Annotated in this window: 19 protein-coding genes; 13 read left to right on the top strand and 6 right to left on the bottom strand. The window is 57.4% G+C overall.

The features are described 5' to 3' along the window. Positions 1-3: 3 nt before the first annotated feature. Entirely contained in the window at positions 4-1,836 is a 1,833-nt protein-coding gene (locus tag ACZRMH_RS10425; protein ID WP_464013369.1) for a hypothetical protein, read from the bottom strand. 142 nt (positions 1,837-1,978) lie between these two features. Here ACZRMH_RS10425 and ACZRMH_RS10420 point away from each other — a divergent pair, with 142 nt between their 5' ends. Together ACZRMH_RS10420 and ACZRMH_RS10415 are read left to right on the top strand one after the other, a co-directional pair. After that, positions 1,979-2,467 carry a TIGR00645 family protein gene (locus ACZRMH_RS10420; protein WP_464013368.1) on the top strand — a complete coding sequence of 163 codons (489 nt, stop codon included), beginning with the start codon at positions 1,979-1,981 and terminating at the stop codon, positions 2,465-2,467. Positions 2,468-2,610: 143 nt separating this feature from the next. Then, entirely contained in the window at positions 2,611-3,228 is a 618-nt protein-coding gene (locus ACZRMH_RS10415; RefSeq protein ID WP_016779413.1) for an FKBP-type peptidyl-prolyl cis-trans isomerase, read from the top strand. Between the two features lie 62 nt (positions 3,229-3,290). Here the strand turns inward: ACZRMH_RS10415 and ACZRMH_RS10410 are convergent, their stop codons facing one another. The 3 genes from ACZRMH_RS10410 to ACZRMH_RS10400 form a co-directional block, all read right to left on the bottom strand. Next, complete coding sequence (locus ACZRMH_RS10410) at positions 3,291-3,563, bottom strand: PA4570 family protein (protein WP_464013367.1); 273 nt, start codon at positions 3,561-3,563, stop codon at positions 3,291-3,293. A 190-nt stretch (positions 3,564-3,753) separates the two neighbouring features. Next, positions 3,754-4,095, bottom strand: coding sequence for a zinc ribbon domain-containing protein YjdM (locus ACZRMH_RS10405; protein ID WP_016779415.1), 342 nt, complete (start codon positions 4,093-4,095; stop codon positions 3,754-3,756). Between the two features lie 198 nt (positions 4,096-4,293). Next, positions 4,294-5,262 carry a polyprenyl synthetase family protein gene (locus ACZRMH_RS10400; protein ID WP_464013366.1) on the bottom strand — a complete coding sequence of 323 codons (969 nt, stop codon included), beginning with the start codon at positions 5,260-5,262 and terminating at the stop codon, positions 4,294-4,296. A 240-nt stretch (positions 5,263-5,502) separates the two neighbouring features. Between ACZRMH_RS10400 and rplU the strand changes: the two genes are divergently transcribed. From rplU to ACZRMH_RS10375, 5 genes are all read left to right on the top strand, one after another. Beyond that, positions 5,503-5,817 carry a 50S ribosomal protein L21 gene (gene rplU, locus ACZRMH_RS10395; RefSeq protein ID WP_007901869.1) on the top strand — a complete coding sequence of 105 codons (315 nt, stop codon included), beginning with the start codon at positions 5,503-5,505 and terminating at the stop codon, positions 5,815-5,817. 34 nt (positions 5,818-5,851) lie between these two features. Next, positions 5,852-6,127 carry a 50S ribosomal protein L27 gene (rpmA, locus tag ACZRMH_RS10390; RefSeq protein WP_003443913.1) on the top strand — a complete coding sequence of 92 codons (276 nt, stop codon included), beginning with the start codon at positions 5,852-5,854 and terminating at the stop codon, positions 6,125-6,127. A 197-nt stretch (positions 6,128-6,324) separates the two neighbouring features. Beyond that, positions 6,325-7,551, top strand: coding sequence for an Obg family GTPase CgtA (gene cgtA, locus ACZRMH_RS10385; protein WP_464013365.1), 1,227 nt, complete (start codon positions 6,325-6,327; stop codon positions 7,549-7,551). 301 nt (positions 7,552-7,852) lie between these two features. After that, a complete protein-coding gene (proB, locus tag ACZRMH_RS10380; protein WP_019824017.1) occupies positions 7,853-8,971 on the top strand; it encodes a glutamate 5-kinase in 1,119 nt (372 codons plus the stop codon). Between the two features lie 14 nt (positions 8,972-8,985). Further along, the gene (locus ACZRMH_RS10375; RefSeq protein WP_464013364.1) at positions 8,986-9,447 is read left to right on the top strand and encodes a CreA family protein; all 462 of its coding nucleotides are present in this window, start codon (positions 8,986-8,988) and stop codon (positions 9,445-9,447) included. A 106-nt stretch (positions 9,448-9,553) separates the two neighbouring features. Here the strand turns inward: ACZRMH_RS10375 and rpsT are convergent, their stop codons facing one another. Further along, entirely contained in the window at positions 9,554-9,832 is a 279-nt protein-coding gene (gene rpsT, locus ACZRMH_RS10370; protein ID WP_003443902.1) for a 30S ribosomal protein S20, read from the bottom strand. Positions 9,833-10,082: 250 nt separating this feature from the next. Between rpsT and murJ the strand changes: the two genes are divergently transcribed. The 6 genes from murJ to ispH all read left to right on the top strand — a co-directional run bounded on the left by murJ (position 10,083) and on the right by ispH (position 17,472). Continuing rightward, entirely contained in the window at positions 10,083-11,621 is a 1,539-nt protein-coding gene (gene murJ / locus ACZRMH_RS10365) for a murein biosynthesis integral membrane protein MurJ (protein WP_464013363.1), read from the top strand. Positions 11,622-11,739: 118 nt separating this feature from the next. Continuing rightward, entirely contained in the window at positions 11,740-12,690 is a 951-nt protein-coding gene (ribF, locus tag ACZRMH_RS10360) for a bifunctional riboflavin kinase/FAD synthetase (protein ID WP_464013362.1), read from the top strand. Beyond that, the gene (gene ileS, locus ACZRMH_RS10355) at positions 12,687-15,518 is read left to right on the top strand and encodes an isoleucine--tRNA ligase (RefSeq protein ID WP_464013361.1); all 2,832 of its coding nucleotides are present in this window, start codon (positions 12,687-12,689) and stop codon (positions 15,516-15,518) included. The genes ribF and ileS overlap by 4 nt, the downstream gene beginning before the upstream one ends. Further along, a complete protein-coding gene (lspA, locus tag ACZRMH_RS10350) occupies positions 15,511-16,029 on the top strand; it encodes a signal peptidase II (RefSeq protein WP_464013360.1) in 519 nt (172 codons plus the stop codon). The genes ileS and lspA overlap by 8 nt, the downstream gene beginning before the upstream one ends. Continuing rightward, positions 16,022-16,459: an FKBP-type peptidyl-prolyl cis-trans isomerase gene (fkpB, locus tag ACZRMH_RS10345; RefSeq protein ID WP_086795845.1), complete on the top strand. Its 438-nt coding sequence runs from the start codon at positions 16,022-16,024 to the stop codon at positions 16,457-16,459. The genes lspA and fkpB overlap by 8 nt, the downstream gene beginning before the upstream one ends. A 65-nt stretch (positions 16,460-16,524) precedes the next feature. Then, entirely contained in the window at positions 16,525-17,472 is a 948-nt protein-coding gene (gene ispH / locus ACZRMH_RS10340) for a 4-hydroxy-3-methylbut-2-enyl diphosphate reductase (RefSeq protein ID WP_464013359.1), read from the top strand. On the opposite strand, the gene ACZRMH_RS10335 is transcribed toward ispH, so the two are convergent. After that, complete coding sequence (locus tag ACZRMH_RS10335) at positions 17,469-17,975, bottom strand: GspH/FimT family pseudopilin (RefSeq protein ID WP_464013429.1); 507 nt, start codon at positions 17,973-17,975, stop codon at positions 17,469-17,471. The two genes, ispH and ACZRMH_RS10335, sit on opposite strands and share 4 nt — an antisense overlap. Positions 17,976-18,099 lie beyond the last annotated feature (124 nt).

Genomic DNA, 18,099 nt, shown 5'->3' with positions numbered 1-18,099 from the left:
GGCTTATTGAGGTGTGCTGGCCTCCGGGGCCTTGTCCAGTTTGACTTCAAATCCGTACTCGACAGGGCTCAGATCGGTGCGGGCATAGCTTTCCAGCTGGGTTGGCTGGCCATAAAAGTAAACAACGTCGAACACTGGCGGGCCATCCGGCTGTGCACTGTGGCTTACCGAAAGCACTTCCTTTAGATAGTTGCCGGTGTCGTCCTTGGCATAAAAGCGCCAGGCCTCGGCCGGGAACAGTTTTTGATCAACGATCAGGGCATTGCCCTTGACCTCCAGGCCTTTGGGCAGGTGGGCGATATCCAGCACTTTCTTGTCAATGTCGGCAACAAACAATGGCATTGAGCCAACCGCATACGCTGGTGTTTCGGGGAACAGGTTCAGGTCGTAGGTGATAACGCCCGTGTGCGGGTCCACATCGAAGGCTTCGGCAGGCAGTTCCAGCGGCTCGCTGCGATTGCCCTTTTCGTCTTCGGCAAAGAAGGTCACCGGCGCATCTGACTTGTCAGGGAGTGCACCGAGCATTTCGTCGTTGAAAGTAGCAGGGTGGCTGAATTCCAGAGACGCGGCGCTGGCATCGTCCACTGACTGACTGATGACTACGCTCTTTTCCAGCTGCTCGGGAGCCAGGGTGGCGTCTTTCAGATAGCTGGCGGCCTGATCGTCATAGACCACGACGTTGAGCGGCAGGGGCTGGATTTGTGTGCCCACCACGTTTTTGTCGAGCGTACGCACCGGCAGATCGAGGGTTTTGCGGGTGACATTGGCGGTGGAGAAATCGAGTACGTTGATGTCGACACTTTCCACGCTGCCGTTGAAGTACACCTTGCTGTAGTGGTGAGGATGTTGCTGGTCGAAGGCCTTTTGTTCGCTATCGAGTTGCTGCTCGAAAGCGTCGCTCCAGGCGGTTTGCTTGAGCATTTCGGCCAGTTGCTGCTGATAAAAGGCCAGTTGCTCGGCATTTTCGTTGATCGAACCTGAGCGTGTGAGGAACTGGCCGGTAGCGTCGCGGGCCTGGATGATCAGCGGATTGAGCGGGGTGTCACGCACTTGCTCGGCCAGTGGGGCGCTGTTGACGATATCCACCTCGGCAAAGTTTTTGCCCAGTGCCAGCAGGGTCACACTGATCGTACCGTCGGTACGGGTTTTGCCTACATCCTTGGCGTTCAAGTTGAAATTGACCACGTTGCCCGGCGCTATCACTTCGACTTTGCCGTGCAGGGTCACAGGTTGGGGTTGTTGGCTATTGGCGGTTTCAATCCCGTCGATATAGGGGTAAGTGACGGTCAGGTCGTCCGGGTTGCTCAGGTTGGCGCTTGAAGGGCTGAGCTGGATGCCGGGATCGATCTCGGACCATTCCGGCGCAAAGGGCACCTCCTGCTTGTTGCTCAGGGTCACGGACTGCCATTCCAACGCATGGGGGAACGGGAATTCGGAGGTGCTGTTGAGCGGGAACGGGAACACCGGCTCCAGGTCCGTGAGGTAATCGGAACTGGAGTTTTTACGCAGTACAAACAGGCCGTTGATATAGGTATCGGTCAGCGCCTGGCTGCTGGGGTAGTGCTTGAGCTGCGCGAGGTCGTCAGTGCCGTATTCGGTCTCGACGGGTTTGTCCTGCAATTTGAGGCGCGCGCGTTCGAGTAGTAGCAAAGAGCCGCCGAGGTCGGCGATTGCATCTTTGAGCTGCTGGTCCTTGATGCTGTCCAGGCTTTGCTCAAACGCTGCGCTGCGCTTTTCCAGGCTGGCCTGCTGGTGTTCGTCGTCAGGAGAGCAGCCGCCGATGGCGAGCAACGTTATCGAAAACCCAAAACAAGCCAAGGGGAATCGCAGATCCATGGTTCGGTTTTCCTGTCCGTAAACGATGCTGAGGGAGTGGACACTAGCAGAAAATGTTTTTACAGGCTGTTTCTAGCCCTTTAACACGGTGCTTTTCTCACTGATATACTCGCGCCCATTTTGTTACGTCCTGTGAGATTCAATGGAACGCTTTATCGAAAATGCAATGTACGCCTCGCGCTGGATTTTGGCGCCAATTTACTTCGGACTTTCGCTGGGCCTGCTGGCTTTGGCGTTGAAGTTCTTTCAGGAAGTGTTTCACGTAATCCCCAACGTATTCGCGCTAAGTGAGTCGGACTTGATCCTGGTCATCCTGTCGCTGATCGACATGGCGCTGGTCGGCGGTTTGCTGGTGATGGTGATGATCTCCGGCTACGAAAACTTTGTCTCGCAACTGGATATCGACGAGCACAAAGAGAAGCTCAGCTGGCTGGGCACCATGGATTCCACCTCGCTGAAGATGAAAGTCGCGGCATCGATCGTGGCGATCTCCTCGATCCATCTGCTGCGGGTGTTTATGGATGCTCGCAATATCGAGACCGAGTACCTGATGTGGTACGTGATCATTCATATGACCTTTGTAATCTCGGCGTTTGCCATGGGCTACCTGGACAAATTGACCAAGCATTGAGGGCTGGCCGCAGGTTGCGCACCAACCCGGGCTGCGAAGGCTTTGGGGGCTGTGGTAGTCTGCTGGCCCTTTTTTGGTTCGGGGTGTTCGCCAGCCACGGTTAGCGCGGCTTTTGCGGGCACCCCCCACAGCGGAGCAGTGTTATGTCCGAAGTAAATCTGTCGACCGACGAAACCCGCGTTAGCTACGGCATTGGCCGTCAGCTGGGCGACCAACTGCGCGACAACCCGCCACCGGGCATCAGCCTGGACGCTATCCTGGCTGGCCTGACTGACGCTTACGCGGGCAAGGAAAGCCGTGTAGGTCAGGAAGAAATGTCGGCAAGCTTCAAGGTGATCCGCGAGATCATGCAAGCTGAAGCAGCTGCCAAGGCAGAAGCTGCGGCAGGCGAAGGCAAGGCTTTCCTGGCTGAAAACGCCAAGAAAGACGGCATCACCACTCTGGCTTCCGGCCTGCAATTTGAAGTGGTGACCGCAGGTGAAGGCGCCAAGCCATCCCGTGAAGACACCGTACGTGTTCACTACCACGGCACCCTGATCGACGGCACTGTGTTCGACAGCTCCTACGATCGTGGTCAGCCAGCTGAATTCCCGGTTGGTGGCGTGATTGCCGGCTGGACTGAAGCCCTGCAACTGATGAACGCCGGCAGCAAATGGCGCATCTACGTGCCGAGCGAACTGGCTTACGGCGCACAAGGCGTTGGCAGCATTGCTCCGCACAGCGTGCTGGTATTCGACGTTGAGCTGCTGGACGTTCTGTAAGAACCCCAGGAGTTGACGTTGGCTGCGGGTTTGCTGGCAAACCCGCAGCTACACCGGCGCCGTCATATCTGTATCTTGGCGTGGTGCGGGTGAGTGTCAGTGGTGCCGCAAGGGCGCAATGCCCGGGCATAGCAGAACAGAAACAGATTGCGCACCAACTCCTTGAGCACCACCGGCTCGCTGGAATTGAGGCCGTTGAAATCCAGGTCGCCCTGATCCTGTAGCTCGTTTAGCGCTTCTTCTTCCAGTACCGCACAGACTTCCCCGGTTTCCCGATGCAGGATTCGCAGGTAAGGGTGTGGACGGTCCAGCCAGGCATCAATTAAATAAGTCATGGTCGTCATCTCCTTGATGAATACCAATGAGAATAATTCTTATTCAATTAATAGCAAGTGCCTATTGGCGGATTTTTGATCTTTCTGCGCTAGAACTGCTGCGGATCAAAGTTGCTGGCTTTTTGATATTGCGTAGGGTGGGAGGGTGTAGCACCTCCCTGCGCAGGGCGCAGGAAGGCATGCAGCAGAATCAGACTTTACGCACGAACTCGGACTTGAGTTTCATCGGGCCGATGCCGTCGATCTTGCAGTCGATATCGTGGTCGCCGTCGCACAGGCGGATGTTCTTGACCTTGGTGCCCACTTTGACCACCAGGGAAGTACCCTTGATTTTCAGGTCCTTGATCACGGTGATGGTGTCGCCGTCGGTCAGCACAGTGCCTGCGGAGTCCTTGTAGACCTTTTCATCGCTGGCTTCTTCAGCCACGCCATTGGCGGACCACTCATGGGCGCATTCCGGGCAGATCAGCTGGGCGCCGTCTTCGTAGGTGTATTCGGAATTGCATTTTGGGCAGGGTGGCAACGTGCTCACTCAAAGCTCCTTAAGAGTCAGGATGGCTAAAAGGCACGCATTGTATAGGGTTTTAGCCGGGGGCGGGGAAGTACGGTTGTATAACGAACCTGTGGGAGCGGACTTGCTCGCGATTCAGGCAACACGGTTTATCAATGAAATCGTGTCGATCTTATCGCGAGCAAGCCCGCTCCCACAGGTATTCAGGTAAATGCTGGATCAGTGCGTACGCGCTACCGCAAATTCGCTCAGCTCAACCAGCGCGTCGCGGTATTCGCTTGGCGGCAGGGCTTCAAGGCAAACAATGGCGCGGGCCACGTAGTCGCGGGCCAGTTGCGCGGTGTACTCCAGCGAGCCTGAGGCCTCAACGGCTTCGCGAATGCTCTCCAGGTCCTCAATGCCGCCTTTCTGGATCGCCTTGCGCACCAGGGCCGCCTGTTCAGGCGTGCCTTCGCGCATGGTGTAGATCAGCGGCAGGGTCGGCTTGCCTTCGGCCAGATCGTCACCGACGTTCTTGCCCAGGGTTTCTGCGTCGCCACGGTAGTCGAGCAGGTCGTCCACCAGTTGGAAAGCTACGCCCAGGTGATCGCCAAAGGTACGCAGCGCTTCACTCTGTTCTGCTGTGGCACCGGCCAGTGCCGCGGCACTGTGGGTCGAAGCCTCGAAAAGCATCGCAGTCTTGCCGCGGATGACTTCCATATAGGTTTCTTCGGTGGTGCTGGCGTCGCGCACTTTGGACAACTGCAACACTTCGCCTTCGGCAATGATGCGGGTGGCTTGCGACAGGATTTTCATCACTGGCATCGAGCCAAGCTCAACCATCATCTCGAAGGAGCGCGAGTACAGGAAGTCACCGACCAGTACGCTGGGGGCGTTGCCCCACGTGGCGTTGGCGGTCTTGCGGCCACGGCGCATGCCCGACATGTCGACCACGTCGTCGTGCAGCAGGGTGGCGGTGTGCAGGAACTCAATGGTTGCGGCCAGCAGGCGCAAGTCATCGCCTTCGCGACCCAGGGCCTTGCCACACAGCAACACTAATAAAGGACGCAGGCGCTTGCCACCGGCCGAAGTAATGTAGTCGCCGATTTTTGAGACCAGCGGTACGCGTGAAGTCAGCTGCTTCTTGATGATGCCATCGACGGCGCTAAAATCGTCCGCCACCGCGCGGTAGAAAGCTTGGGGTTGCATCAGCGACAGGTGCTCCAGAAGGGTTGCGCGGCATGCTAGGTCGGGGGGCAGGGCCTGTCAAGGCGGATGGACGGCCCCTTGCAAGCCCGGCGTGCCTTGCGTACAATCGCGCACCCTGAACTTCCTGGGCAGCACCTGCCTTACGCAATTGCATCTGGGCCGTTCCAGCCCCATGCAGCCATGCCAGCCAATACCTTTACCTATAAAGCGCTGGGTGAGCAGGATTATCGGAGAAATACCATGTCGTACGCAGTAATCGTTACTGGTGGCAAGCAATACAAAGTAGCTCCAGGTGAATACCTGAAGATCGAAAAACTGGAAATCGCTACCGGCGAATCCGTAACTTTTGATCGCGTTCTGTTGGTCGCCAATGGCGACGACGTTAACATCGGCGCTCCAGTTGTACCGGGCGCTACTGTTGTGGCTGAAGTGATCTCCCAAGGTCGTCACGATAAAGTCCGCATCATCAAGTTCCGTCGTCGTAAGCACCACATGAAGCGTATGGGCCACCGCCAGTGGTACACCGAGATCAAAATCACCGGTATTCAGGCTTAATTTCAGCCTAATTCCTCACTAGGAGAATTGACTCATGGCACACAAAAAAGCTGGTGGTAGTACCCGTAACGGTCGCGACTCAGAAGCCAAACGCCTTGGCGTGAAGATGTATGGCGGCCAGGCTATCATTCCGGGCAACATCATCGTGCGTCAGCGCGGCACCCAATTCCACGCTGGCTACGGCGTTGGTATGGGCAAAGATCACACCCTGTTCGCGAAAGTGGAAGGCGTGATCAAGTTCCAGGTTAAAGGCGCCTTCGGTCGTCGCTATGTAAGCATCGTTCCGAAGACTGCAGTCGTCGCGGCGTAATAGCTTGGTAGCTGGAAGAGCCCTGTCTTGCGACGGGGCTTTTTCGTTTGTGGGGTGAGTCTCTTGCAAAACTGTTTGTATGGGCTGCTGGCGCTGGATTTAACGGTCGTTGATTGAGGTCGCTGCGCTCATTTTTGCAAGAGTCTTATGTCTTGGTTTTTATCGGCTCGTCCTGATGACGAGAGGCGCGTTTTGTTATGAAGTTTGTAGATGAAGTATCGATCAAAGTAAAAGCAGGCGACGGTGGTAACGGTTGCATGAGTTTCCGTCGTGAGAAGTTCATCGAGAACGGTGGGCCAAACGGTGGTGATGGTGGTGATGGCGGCTCGATCTATATGATCGCCGACGAAAACCTCAACACCCTGGTTGACTATCGTTATACCCGTCACTTCGACGCCCAGCGCGGTTCGAGCGGCGGCAGTACCGATTGCACGGGTCGCAAGGGTGAAGATCTGGAGCTGCGCGTTCCGGTCGGCACGACCGTGATTGACGCCGGTACCCAGGAAATCATCGGTGACCTGACCAAGGCCGGTCAGCGTTTGCTGGTGGTGCATGGTGGCTGGCACGGTCTGGGTAACACCCGTTTCAAGTCCAGTACCAACCGTGCTCCGCGCCAGACCACTCCGGGCAAGCCGGGTGAGCAGCGTGACCTGAAACTGGAATTGAAAGTACTGGCTGACGTAGGTCTGCTGGGCTTGCCGAATGCCGGCAAGAGTACCTTTATCCGCTCGGTGTCTGCAGCCAAGCCAAAAGTGGCGGATTATCCGTTCACCACCCTGGTGCCGAACCTGGGTGTGGTCAGCGTGGATCGCTGGAAGAGCTTTGTGATTGCTGATATTCCTGGCCTGATCGAAGGTGCATCCGACGGCGCGGGCCTGGGGATTCGCTTCCTCAAGCACTTGGCGCGTACCCGTTTGTTGCTGCACCTCGTTGATATGGCGCCGGTTGAAGGCACTGAAAGCGCTGCTGATACCGCTGAAGTCATCGTTAACGAGTTGACCAAGTTCAGCCCGTCGCTGGCTGAGCGTGACCGCTGGCTGGTGCTGAACAAGTGCGATTCGTTGCCGCAAGACGAGCACGATGCGCGCGTCAAGGAAGTGGTTGATCGCCTTGAGTGGGCCGGTCCGGTTTACGTGATCTCGGCTATTGCCAAGATCGGTACCGACAAGCTGTGCCACGACATTATGCGTTATCTGGAAGATCGTGCTGATCGTCTGGCCGCTGACCCTGCCTACAAGGAAGAGTTGGCCGAGCTGGATCAGCGTATCGAAGATGAGGCGCGTGCGCAGTTGCAGGCGCTGGATGACAAGCGTGCCCTGCGTCGCAGTGGTGTGAAGAGCGTCCATGACATCGGTGACGATGACTGGGATGAAGAAGATGTTGATGATGAAGATGGTCCGGAAATCATTTACGTCCGCGACTGATTCGTTGCAGTAAACTACAGCGCCGCTCAATGAGCGCAATGCTGTTCACTTAAGAGCAACGCTACTCAATTGTGGGAGCGGGCTTGCCCGCGATGGTCTTCTGAGCGCCGCATTTACTAAGTAAATGCGCGTCATCGTTTACGACCATCGCGGGCAAGCCCGCTCCCACAGGGGTTGAAATCGCTTAAGTGAACAACATTGCGCTCAATGAGCGGCGTTTTAGCATCTACGATTTGGTAATCAAAAATAATTCCATGGGTGGCGCTCGGTCGCGCTGCTCTCAGGCATAGGTTGGATGATGATGCGGAGCAAGGTGACGGGTGCGCAGCGCTGGGTCGTGAAGATCGGTAGCGCGTTGCTGACAGCGGATGGCAAGGGCCTGGATCGCGCGGCGATGGGCGTTTGGGTTGAGCAGATGGTGGCGCTGCACGAGGCTGGTGTAGAGCTGGTGCTGGTGTCTTCGGGTGCGGTTGCGGCCGGGATGAGCCGCTTGGGCTGGACGGTGCGACCGAGTGCCATGCATGAACTGCAAGCCGCTGCGGCCATTGGCCAGATGGGCTTGGTGCAGGCCTGGGAGTCGAGCTTTGCCGAGCATTCCCGGCATACCGCGCAAATCCTGCTGACCCATGACGATCTGTCTGATCGCAAACGCTATCTCAATGCCCGCAGCACCCTGCGTGCGCTGGTGGAATTGGGTGTGATCCCGGTTATCAATGAAAATGACACGGTGGTCACGGACGAAATTCGTTTTGGTGACAACGACACGCTGGCAGCGCTGGTGGCCAATCTGGTCGAGGCTGATCTGCTGGTGATTCTGACCGATCGCGACGGCATGTTTGATGCTGATCCACGCAACAACCCTGATGCCAAGATGATTTACGAAGCTCGTGCCGATGATCCGGCGCTGGATGCGGTAGCGGGCGGTACGGGTGGTGCCCTGGGGCGTGGCGGTATGCAGACCAAGCTGCGTGCGGCGCGCCTGGCGGCGCGTTCCGGTGCACACACGATCATCGTGGGTGGGCGCCTGGAGCGCGTGCTCGATCGTTTGAAGGCGGGTGAGCGCCTCGGAACCTTGCTGTCCCCTGAGCGTGGTCTGCTGGCTGCGCGCAAGCAGTGGCTGGCCGGGCACCTGCAAACCCGTGGCACCCTGGTGCTGGATGAGGGGGCTGTGGCGGCCTTGTCCAAGGGCAATAAAAGCCTGTTACCGGTTGGGGTCAAGGCGGTTCAGGGTGGTTTTCGTCGTGGTGAGATGGTGGTCTGTGTGGCGCCGGACGGGCGGGAGATTGCCCGTGGTCTGGCAAACTACAGTGCTGCCGAGGCGCAAAAGATTATCGGACAATCGTCAGATGCGATTGTCGGCTTGTTGGGGTATATGGCGGAACCTGAGCTGGTTCATCGCGATAACCTGATTCTGGTATGAATTTGAGGTGTGGTATGCGCTTGATTGGCGGTTTTTTGGGGTTGATGCTGGCGATGCCGTTGCTGGCGTCGGCCGAAGAGATTGGTTCGGTGTCCACGGTCTTCAAATTTGTCGGGCCCAATGATCGCATCGTGGTCGAAGCGTTTGATGATCCGAAGGTTGATGGCGTGACCTGTTACCTGTCTCGTGCCAAGACGGGTGGTATGAAGGGTGGTCTGGGTTTGGCTGAAGATCGCGCTGAAGCGTCGATTGCCTGCCGTCAGACCGGGCCGATCAGCTTCAAAGGCGATCTGAAAGACGGTGATGAGGTGTTCAAGGAGCGCACATCGCTGGTCTTCAAGACCATGCAGGTAGTGCGTTTCCTTGATAAAAAGCGCAATACGCTGGTGTATCTGGTGTACAGCGACCGTTTGATCGAGGGCAGTCCGCAGAATGCGGTGACGGCCATTCCGATTTTGCCGTGGCCGCACGAGTAAAGCCTGTCCAAAAAAAACCGCGCTTGTCGCGGTTTTTTATTGTACGGGGCAAATTCCGGGCAATAAAAAACCGACCCTAAGGTCGGTTTTTTAAAAAGCTTATCGCTTAAGCGGCAGTCGCAAGGTTCAACGCCTTGACGTGGCCATTCAGGCGGCTCTTATGGCGAGCAGCTTTGTTCTTGTGGATGATGCCTTTATCGGCCATACGGTCGATAACAGGTACAGCCAGAACATAAGCAGCTTGCGCTTTAGCAGCGTCTTTTGCGTCGATGGCTTTAACTACATTCTTGATGTAGGTACGAACCATGGAACGCAGGCTGGCGTTGTGGCTGCGACGCTTCTCAGCCTGTTTTGCACGTTTTTTGGCGGAAGGTGTGTTGGCCACCGTCGAGCTCCTCGAAAGACTTTTGGGAAATAACAAACAAAATAGGCCGCGAATCATGCCGATGACGAGATCTCTTGTCAAGGGCGTTTGATGCGATCCGCTGAGTGGTGGATCGAGGCAGACGGGATATTTATTTCCGGCGCTTGACCTGTAAACTCGCGAGCTTGGCTCTGTGCTGTTGCGGCGCGCAGTATCGCATAAGTGGGCGCTTTGTTCGCCTGCTCTTTCTCTATAGGCAAAAACTCTTTCAATGAATTTGCTCAAGTCGTTGGCTGCCGTCAGCTCAATCACCATGATTTCCAGGGTTCTGGGCTTCATTCGCGACACCATTATTGCCCGTGCCTTTGGTGCCGGGATGGCCACGGATGCGTTCTTTATTGCCTTTAAACTGCCCAATCTGCTGCGCAGGATCTTTGCCGAGGGCGCTTTTTCCCAGGCCTTCGTGCCGATTCTTGCCGAATACAAAAGCCAGCAAGGCGAGGAGGCGACCCGTACTTTTGTCGCTTATGTCGCCGGGTTGTTGACCCTGGTGCTGGCCATTGTCACGGTGCTGGGCATGGTGGCGGCCCCCTGGGTCATCTGGGCTACGGCTCCCGGATTTGCCACAACCCCGGAAAAATTCGAGCTCACCAGCGACATGCTGCGGGTCACCTTCCCCTATATATTGCTGATCTCACTGTCCTCCCTGGCCGGGGCGATCCTCAATACCTGGAACCGTTTTGCAGTGCCGGCCTTTGTGCCGACCCTGCTTAACGTCAGCATGATTATTTTTGCGTTGTTCCTCACGCCGTACTTCGATCCGCCGGTCATGGCTCTGGGTTGGGCGGTGCTGGTCGGTGGTCTGGCGCAGTTGCTGTTCCAGCTTCCGCACCTGAAAAAGATCGGCATGCTGGTGCTGCCACGGCTCAATTTGCGCGATACCGGTGTGTGGCGGGTGATGAAGCAGATGCTGCCAGCCATCCTTGGGGTCTCGGTTAGTCAGATTTCTCTGATCATCAATACGATATTTGCCTCGTTCCTTGTGGCCGGATCGGTGTCGTGGATGTACTACGCGGATCGTCTGATGGAGTTGCCTTCAGGGGTTCTGGGCGTGGCGCTGGGCACCATCCTGTTGCCAACCCTGTCCAAGACCTACGCCAACAAAGACCGCCAGGAGTATTCGCGGATTCTCGACTGGGGCTTGCGCTTGTGTTTTGTGCTGGTGCTGCCATGTTCCCTGGCGCTGGCCATTTTGTCCGAGCCACTGACCGTTTCGCTGTTCCAATACGGCCAGTTCACCGCGCTGGATGCGGCCATGACCCAGCGAGCATTGATCGCTTATTCGCTGGGCTTGCTCGGGATCATCATTATCAAGGTGCTGGCGCCAGGCTTTTATGCACAGCAGAACATTCGCACCCCGGTCAAAATCGCCGTCTTCACCCTGGTGGTGACGCAATTGCTCAACCTGGTGTTTATTGTACCGTTGCAGCATGCCGGTCTGGCGTTGGCCATCAGCGTAGGCGCCTGCATCAATGCCGGGTTGCTGTTCTGGCAATTGCGCCGGCAAAAATTGTTTGTCGCGCAGCCGGGCTGGATCAAATACCTGTTCAAGCTGGTGTTGGCCGTGACGGTGATGTCGGCGGTATTGCTGGGCTTGATGCAGCTGATGCCAGCCTGGGATCACGGCAATATGCTGGAGCGTTTTATTCGTCTGGGCGGGCTGGTGGTTGCTGGCGTGCTGGCGTATTTCGGTATGCTGCTGCTGTTGGGCTTGCGTTTGAAGGATTTCGCCCGCAAGTCACTTATGTAAGCTAATTACGGGTCAGACGTCGATTTTGTCGAATTGACCCGATTTGCCTTGCGCTGTTGCCTGTCGTACTGGGCCGGGTGTGGTTATAATCGACCACTTTATGAGCAAGAAGCGCGTTATGCAGCTGGTTCTAGGCCTTCACAATCTGCGGCCCCAGCATCGGGGCTGTGTCGCCACTATTGGCAACTTTGACGGTGTACACCGTGGTCACCAGGCTATCCTGGGCCGGCTGCGTGAGCGTGCACTGGAGTTGGGCGTGCCCAGCTGCGTGGTGATTTTCGAGCCGCAGCCGCGCGAATTCTTTGCCCCGGATACGGCTCCGGCACGTCTGGCCCGGTTGCGCGACAAGCTGCAACTGCTGGCTGACGCCGGAGTCGACCGGGTGCTGTGCCTGGCATTCAATCAACGTCTGTGCAAGCTCAGCGCTGCCGAGTTCGTCGATACCATTCTGGTCGACGGCCTGGGTGTGCAGCATCTGGAGGTCGGTGACGACTTCCGTTTTGGCTGCGACCGCGTCGGCGACTTTGACTTTTTGCAGCAAGCTGGCCAGATGCAGGGCTTTACCGTCGAGGCGGCGCAAACCGTCGAGCTGGACGGTGTACGAATCAGCAGCACCAAGGTGCGTGACGCCCTCGCTGGCGCCGATTTCTCCCTGGCAGAACGTTTGCTGGGGCGTCCTTTTCAAATCGCTGGCCGGGTATTGCACGGGCAAAAACTGGCGCGCCAATTGGGCACGCCGACCGCCAATATCCAGCTCAAGCGTCGTCGTGTGCCGTTGACCGGGGTGTACCTGGCCAGCGTCGAGATCGATGGTAAAACCTGGCCCGGCGTCGCCAATATCGGCGTGCGGCCAACCGTAGCAGGGGATGGCAGCGCCCATCTTGAAGTACATCTGTTGGATTTCGCCGGCGATCTGTATGGTCGGCGTCTGAACGTGGCATTCCACCACAAGCTGCGTGATGAGCAGCGTTTCGCCTCCCTGGAGGCGCTCAAGACGGCGATCAATGCGGACGTCGCCGCCGCCCGAGCCTATTGGCTGGGTCAACCGCTTAAAAAGAGCCTGAAATGACCGACTACAAAGCCACGCTAAACCTCCCGGACACCGCCTTCCCAATGAAGGCCGGCCTGCCACAGCGCGAACCGCAAATTTTGCAGCGCTGGGACAGCATTGGCCTGTACGGGAAGTTGCGCGAGATTGGCAAGGATCGTCCGAAGTTCGTACTTCACGACGGTCCTCCGTATGCCAACGGCACAATCCATATCGGTCATGCGCTGAACAAGATTCTGAAAGACATGATCATCCGCTCCAAGACCCTGTCGGGTTTTGACGCGCCGTACGTGCCGGGCTGGGATTGCCACGGCTTGCCGATTGAGCACAAGGTTGAAGTGACTCACGGTAAGAACCTGCCTGCGGATAAAACCCGCGAGCTGTGCCGTGCCTACGCCACCGAGCAGATCGAAGGGCAGAAATCCGAGTTCATCCGTCTGGGTGTGCTGGGTGATTTCGCCAACCCGTACAAAACCATGGACTTCAAAAACGAAGCCGGTGAAATCCGTGCCTTGGCCGAAATCGTCAAGGGCGGTTTCGTGTTCAAAGGCCTCAAGCCGGTGAACTGGTGCTTTGATTGTGGTTCGGCCTTGGCCGAAGCTGAAGTCGAATACCAGGACAAGAAGTCTGCTGCCATCGACGTTGCCTTCCCGGTTGCCGATGATGCCAAACTGGCCGAGTCCTTTGGACTGGCGGCACTGAGCAAACCTGCTGCGATCGTGATCTGGACCACTACCCCGTGGACCATTCCGGCCAACCAGGCGCTTAACGTGCACCCGGAATTCACCTACGCGCTGGTCGACGTGGGCGACAAGCTGCTGGTACTGGCCGAAGAACTGGTCGAGTCGTGCCTGGCGCGCTACGACCTGCAAGGTTCGGTTGTTGCCACCACCACCGGTGCGGCACTGGAACTGATCAATTTCCGTCATCCGTTCTACGATCGCCTGTCGCCGGTTTACCTGGCCGAGTACGTTGAACTGGGTGCTGGCACTGGCGTGGTTCACTCTGCCCCGGCTTACGGCGTAGACGACTTCGTGACCTGCAAAGCCTATGGCATGGTCAACGACGACATTATCAATCCAGTGCAAAGCAATGGCGTATACGTGCCATCGCTTGAGTTCTTCGGCGGCCAGTTCATCTGGAAGGCCAACCAGAACATCATCGACAAGCTGATCGAAGCCGGTGCGCTGATGTTCACCGAAACCATCAGCCACAGCTACATGCACTGCTGGCGCCACAAGACTCCGCTGATCTACCGCGCCACTGCGCAGTGGTTTATCGGTATGGACAAGCAGCCAACGGCTGGCGACACCCTGCGTACCCGTGCGCTTCAGGCTATTGAAGACACCCAGTTCGTACCGGCTTGGGGCCAGGCGCGCCTGCATTCGATGATCGCCAACCGTCCGGACTGGTGCATCTCGCGTCAGCGCAACTGGGGCGTGCCGATCCCGTTCTTCCTGCACAAGGAAAGCGGCGAGCTGCACCCGCGTACCGTCGAAATGATGGAAGAAGTGGCCAAGCGCGTTGAAGTCGAAGGCATCGAAGCCTGGTTCAAGATGGACGCCGCCGAACTGCTGGGCGACGAAGCGCCGCTGTACGACAAGATCAGCGACACCCTGGACGTGTGGTTCGATTCGGGCACCACGCACTGGCATGTTCTGCGCGGCTCGCACCCGATGGGTCACGAGACTGGTCCGCGTGCCGACCTGTACCTGGAAGGTTCCGACCAGCACCGTGGCTGGTTCCATTCCTCGTTGCTGACCGGTTGTGCCATCGACAACCACGCGCCGTACCGCGAACTGCTGACCCACGGCTTCACCGTGGACGAAGCAGGGCGCAAGATGTCCAAATCCCTGGGCAACGTGATTGCACCGCAAAAGGTCAATGACACCCTTGGTGCCGACATCATGCGTCTGTGGGTGGCTTCCACCGACTACTCGGGTGAAATCGCGGTTTCCGACCAGATCCTGCAGCGCAGCGCCGATGCCTACCGGCGTATCCGTAACACCGCGCGCTTCCTGTTGTCGAACCTGACCGGCTTCAACCCGGCTACCGACATCCTGCCTGCCGAAGAAATGCTGGCACTGGACCGTTGGGCCGTGGACCGTGCCCTGCTGCTGCAGCGTGAACTTGAGCTGCACTACGGTGAATACCGCTTCTGGAACGTGTATTCCAAGGTGCACAACTTCTGCGTGCAGGAGCTGGGCGGTTTCTACCTGGACATCATCAAGGATCGTCAGTACACCACGGGCGCCGACAGCAAGGCCCGTCGTTCGTGCCAGACCGCACTGTTCCACATCTCTGAAGCGCTGGTGCGCTGGATCGCGCCGATCCTGGCATTCACTGCCGACGAGCTGTGGCAATACCTGCCGGGCGAGCGCAACGAATCGGTCATGCTCAACACCTGGTACGAAGGCCTGACTGAACTGCCGGAAGGCACCGAGCTGGATCGCGCCTACTGGGAGCGGATCATGGCGGTCAAGGTAGCGGTCAACAAAGAGATGGAAAACCTGCGCGCGGCCAAGGCCATTGGTGGCAACTTGCAGGCTGAAGTCACCCTGTTCGCCGAAGATGCCCTGGCAGCGGACCTGGCCAAGCTGAGCAATGAACTGCGCTTCGTACTGATCACGTCCACCGCCAGCGTTGCACCCTTCGTGCAGGCGCCAGCGGATGCCGTGGTTACCGAAGTGGCAGGTCTCAAGCTCAAGGTGGTCAAGTCGGCCCATGCCAAGTGCGCCCGTTGCTGGCACTGCCGTGAAGACGTCGGCGTGAACCCGGAGCATCCGGAGATCTGCGGTCGTTGCGTCGACAACATCAGCGGCGCCGGCGAGGTACGTCACTATGCCTAATACCAGCACTACCGGGCGCTTCGGGCGCCTGGGCTGGCTCTGGTTGACTGTGCTGGTCCTGGTCATCGACCTGACCAGCAAGGTCTACTTCGACAACTCGCTGCAGATGTATCAGCAGATTGTAGTGATCCCGGATCTCTTCAGCTGGACACTGGCCTACAACACCGGTGCGGCCTTCAGCTTTCTGGCTGACAGTGCCGGCTGGCAGCGTTGGCTGTTTGCACTGATCGCGGTCGTGGTCAGTGCCGTGCTGGTGGTCTGGCTCAAGCGTCTTGGACGCAGTGATACCTGGTTGGCCATCGCTCTTGCCCTGATTCTGGGCGGCGCACTGGGTAATTTGTATGACCGTATTGTCTACGGCCATGTAGTCGATTTCATTTTGGTGCATTGGCAAAATCGCTGGTATTTCCCTGCGTTCAACTTCGCCGACAGTGCGATTTGCGTAGGTGCCGTGATGCTGGCGCTGGATATGTTTAAAAGTAAAAAGTCCGGAGAACCCGCTCATGACTGAGCAGCGTATTGGTCAGAACACGCAGGTCACTCTGCATTTCGCTTTGCGTCTTGAGAATGGCGACACTGTCGACAGCACTTTCGACAAATCCCCAGCTACTTTCAAGGTGGGTGACGGCAGTCTGCTGCCAGGTTTTGAAGCAGCATTGTTCGGTTTCAAGGCAGGCGACAAGCGCACTCTGGAGATTCTTCCGGAAAACGCCTTTGGCCAGCCCAACCCGCAAAATGTGCAGATCATTCCGCGTTCGCAGTTCAAGGACATGGAGTTGTCGCAAGGTTTGCTGGTGATCTTCAACGACGCGGCCAACACCGAGCTTCCGGGTGTGGTCAAAGAGTTCGATGACGAGCAAGTCACTATTGATTTCAACCACCCGTTGGCAGGCAAGACCCTGACCTTCGACGTGGAAATCAAAGACGTTCAAGCGCTGTAATTCAGTGCCCGGCTGCGGCCGGGCCTGATTGGCATTATTTTTCTGCGCGTCCCACGAGGCCCAGCATGCATATCAAACTCGCCAACCCCCGTGGCTTCTGCGCCGGGGTGGACCGTGCGATTGAAATCGTCAATCGTGCTCTGGAAGTATTCGGTCCGCCTATCTATGTTCGCCACGAAGTGGTGCACAACAAATTTGTCGTTGAAGACCTGCGCTCCCGTGGCGCGATCTTTGTCGAAGAACTGGACCAGGTGCCGGACGACGTCATCGTCATCTTCAGTGCCCACGGTGTTTCCCAGGCTGTGCGTACAGAGGCCACCGGGCGTGGGCTCAAGGTGTTTGACGCAACCTGCCCGCTGGTCACCAAGGTGCATATCGAAGTGGCGCGCTATAGCCGTGACGGTCGTGAGTGCATCCTGATTGGCCACGCCGGTCACCCGGAAGTCGAAGGCACCATGGGTCAGTACGATGCCAGAAATGGTGGCGCGATCTATCTGGTCGAAGATGAAAAGGACGTCGCCAACCTGCAGGTCAAAGACCCGGAAAAACTGGCCTTTGTGACCCAGACCACCTTGTCGATGGATGACACCAGCCGTGTGATCGACGCCCTGCGTTCGCGTTTCCCGGCCATTGGCGGGCCGCGCAAGGACGATATCTGCTACGCCACGCAAAACCGTCAGGATGCGGTCAAACAACTGGCCGACGAGTGCGATGTGGTGTTGGTGGTGGGCAGCCCGAATAGCTCCAACTCCAATCGCCTGCGCGAGCTGGCTGAACGCATGCAGACCCCGGCCTACCTGATCGACGGTGCCGAAGACCTGCAAAAAACCTGGTTCGACGGGGTGAAAAGCATTGGTATTACCGCCGGTGCTTCGGCCCCTGAAGTACTGGTGCGCGGCGTGATTCAGCAGCTGCATGCCTGGGGCGCAACCGGTGCCGATGAGCTGGCCGGTCGCGAAGAGAATGTTACGTTCTCCATGCCCAAAGAGTTGCGCGTTCGCGCCATCACCTAAGCGTACCGGCATAACGCCTGTGCAGTTTTATCGCTGCGCAGGCTGATACGCCCGCTCTTTGCCAGCACCACTTGATAGTGGCTCTGCGCAGTCCCTGCCTGACAAATATGCAGTGTTCCGGCCTGAAAGGCGCCCCCGCTTAGCAGTGGCTCCCCCAGCGGGCTGAACCGCACATACTGTTTAACCGGTGTATTGCCCGCGATGGGTATGCGGCCACTGCCCTGTGCCTCGACCAGTACCGGGTTGCTCTTGTCCATATGGCCCTTGCCACTCAAGTCCAGAATAGTCCGCCAGCCCTGGCTCCAGTCCCCTTCGCGTGCATAAACCACCACATATTGCTGGCGCAGCAATGCTTGGGCGCGAGCGTTACGCAGGCTGCTGGCCAGCTGTTCAGCAGCCACCTGACGCTGTTGATGCTCTATGAGGACGCTATAGGCCGGGCTGGTAAATCGGGCCGTAATTGCCACGATCATCAGCGTCAGCAGTAGCTGGATCAAACTTATGCCACGTTGATACACAGTGTCCTTCCTGGACGTTTCAGGTGTGTGTTCTCTGTATAGCTGAGCCTGTCGCTAAAGATGCCTGGCAATGGTTTCGGCATATTTGTTGGCCGTTAACGGCTCACAA

The organism is Pseudomonas sp. B414 (genome assembly GCF_055408445.1).
The sequence above is the reverse complement of the archived record's forward strand: the minus strand, read 5'-3'. Positions and strand labels throughout refer to the sequence as shown.

What these genes read in the sequence shown, in the direction of transcription:
- ispH (WP_464013359.1), top strand. Translation starts at nt 16,525, where the DNA reads ATGCATATCAAACTCGCCAACCCCCGTGGCTTCTGCGCCGGGGTGGAC.
- ACZRMH_RS10410 (WP_464013367.1), bottom strand. Translation starts at nt 3,563, where the DNA reads ATGACTTATTTAATTGATGCCTGGCTGGACCGTCCACACCCTTACCTG.
- proB (WP_019824017.1), top strand. Translation starts at nt 7,853, where the DNA reads ATGCGGAGCAAGGTGACGGGTGCGCAGCGCTGGGTCGTGAAGATCGGT.
- lspA (WP_464013360.1), top strand. Translation starts at nt 15,511, where the DNA reads ATGCCTAATACCAGCACTACCGGGCGCTTCGGGCGCCTGGGCTGGCTC.
- cgtA (WP_464013365.1), top strand. Translation starts at nt 6,325, where the DNA reads ATGAAGTTTGTAGATGAAGTATCGATCAAAGTAAAAGCAGGCGACGGT.
- ACZRMH_RS10415 (WP_016779413.1), top strand. Translation starts at nt 2,611, where the DNA reads ATGTCCGAAGTAAATCTGTCGACCGACGAAACCCGCGTTAGCTACGGC.
- fkpB (WP_086795845.1), top strand. Translation starts at nt 16,022, where the DNA reads ATGACTGAGCAGCGTATTGGTCAGAACACGCAGGTCACTCTGCATTTC.
- murJ (WP_464013363.1), top strand. Translation starts at nt 10,083, where the DNA reads ATGAATTTGCTCAAGTCGTTGGCTGCCGTCAGCTCAATCACCATGATT.
- rplU (WP_007901869.1), top strand. Translation starts at nt 5,503, where the DNA reads ATGTCGTACGCAGTAATCGTTACTGGTGGCAAGCAATACAAAGTAGCT.
- ACZRMH_RS10420 (WP_464013368.1), top strand. Translation starts at nt 1,979, where the DNA reads ATGGAACGCTTTATCGAAAATGCAATGTACGCCTCGCGCTGGATTTTG.
- rpmA (WP_003443913.1), top strand. Translation starts at nt 5,852, where the DNA reads ATGGCACACAAAAAAGCTGGTGGTAGTACCCGTAACGGTCGCGACTCA.
- ribF (WP_464013362.1), top strand. Translation starts at nt 11,740, where the DNA reads ATGCAGCTGGTTCTAGGCCTTCACAATCTGCGGCCCCAGCATCGGGGC.
- ACZRMH_RS10375 (WP_464013364.1), top strand. Translation starts at nt 8,986, where the DNA reads ATGCGCTTGATTGGCGGTTTTTTGGGGTTGATGCTGGCGATGCCGTTG.
- ACZRMH_RS10400 (WP_464013366.1), bottom strand. Translation starts at nt 5,262, where the DNA reads ATGCAACCCCAAGCTTTCTACCGCGCGGTGGCGGACGATTTTAGCGCC.
- ACZRMH_RS10425 (WP_464013369.1), bottom strand. Translation starts at nt 1,836, where the DNA reads ATGGATCTGCGATTCCCCTTGGCTTGTTTTGGGTTTTCGATAACGTTG.
- ileS (WP_464013361.1), top strand. Translation starts at nt 12,687, where the DNA reads ATGACCGACTACAAAGCCACGCTAAACCTCCCGGACACCGCCTTCCCA.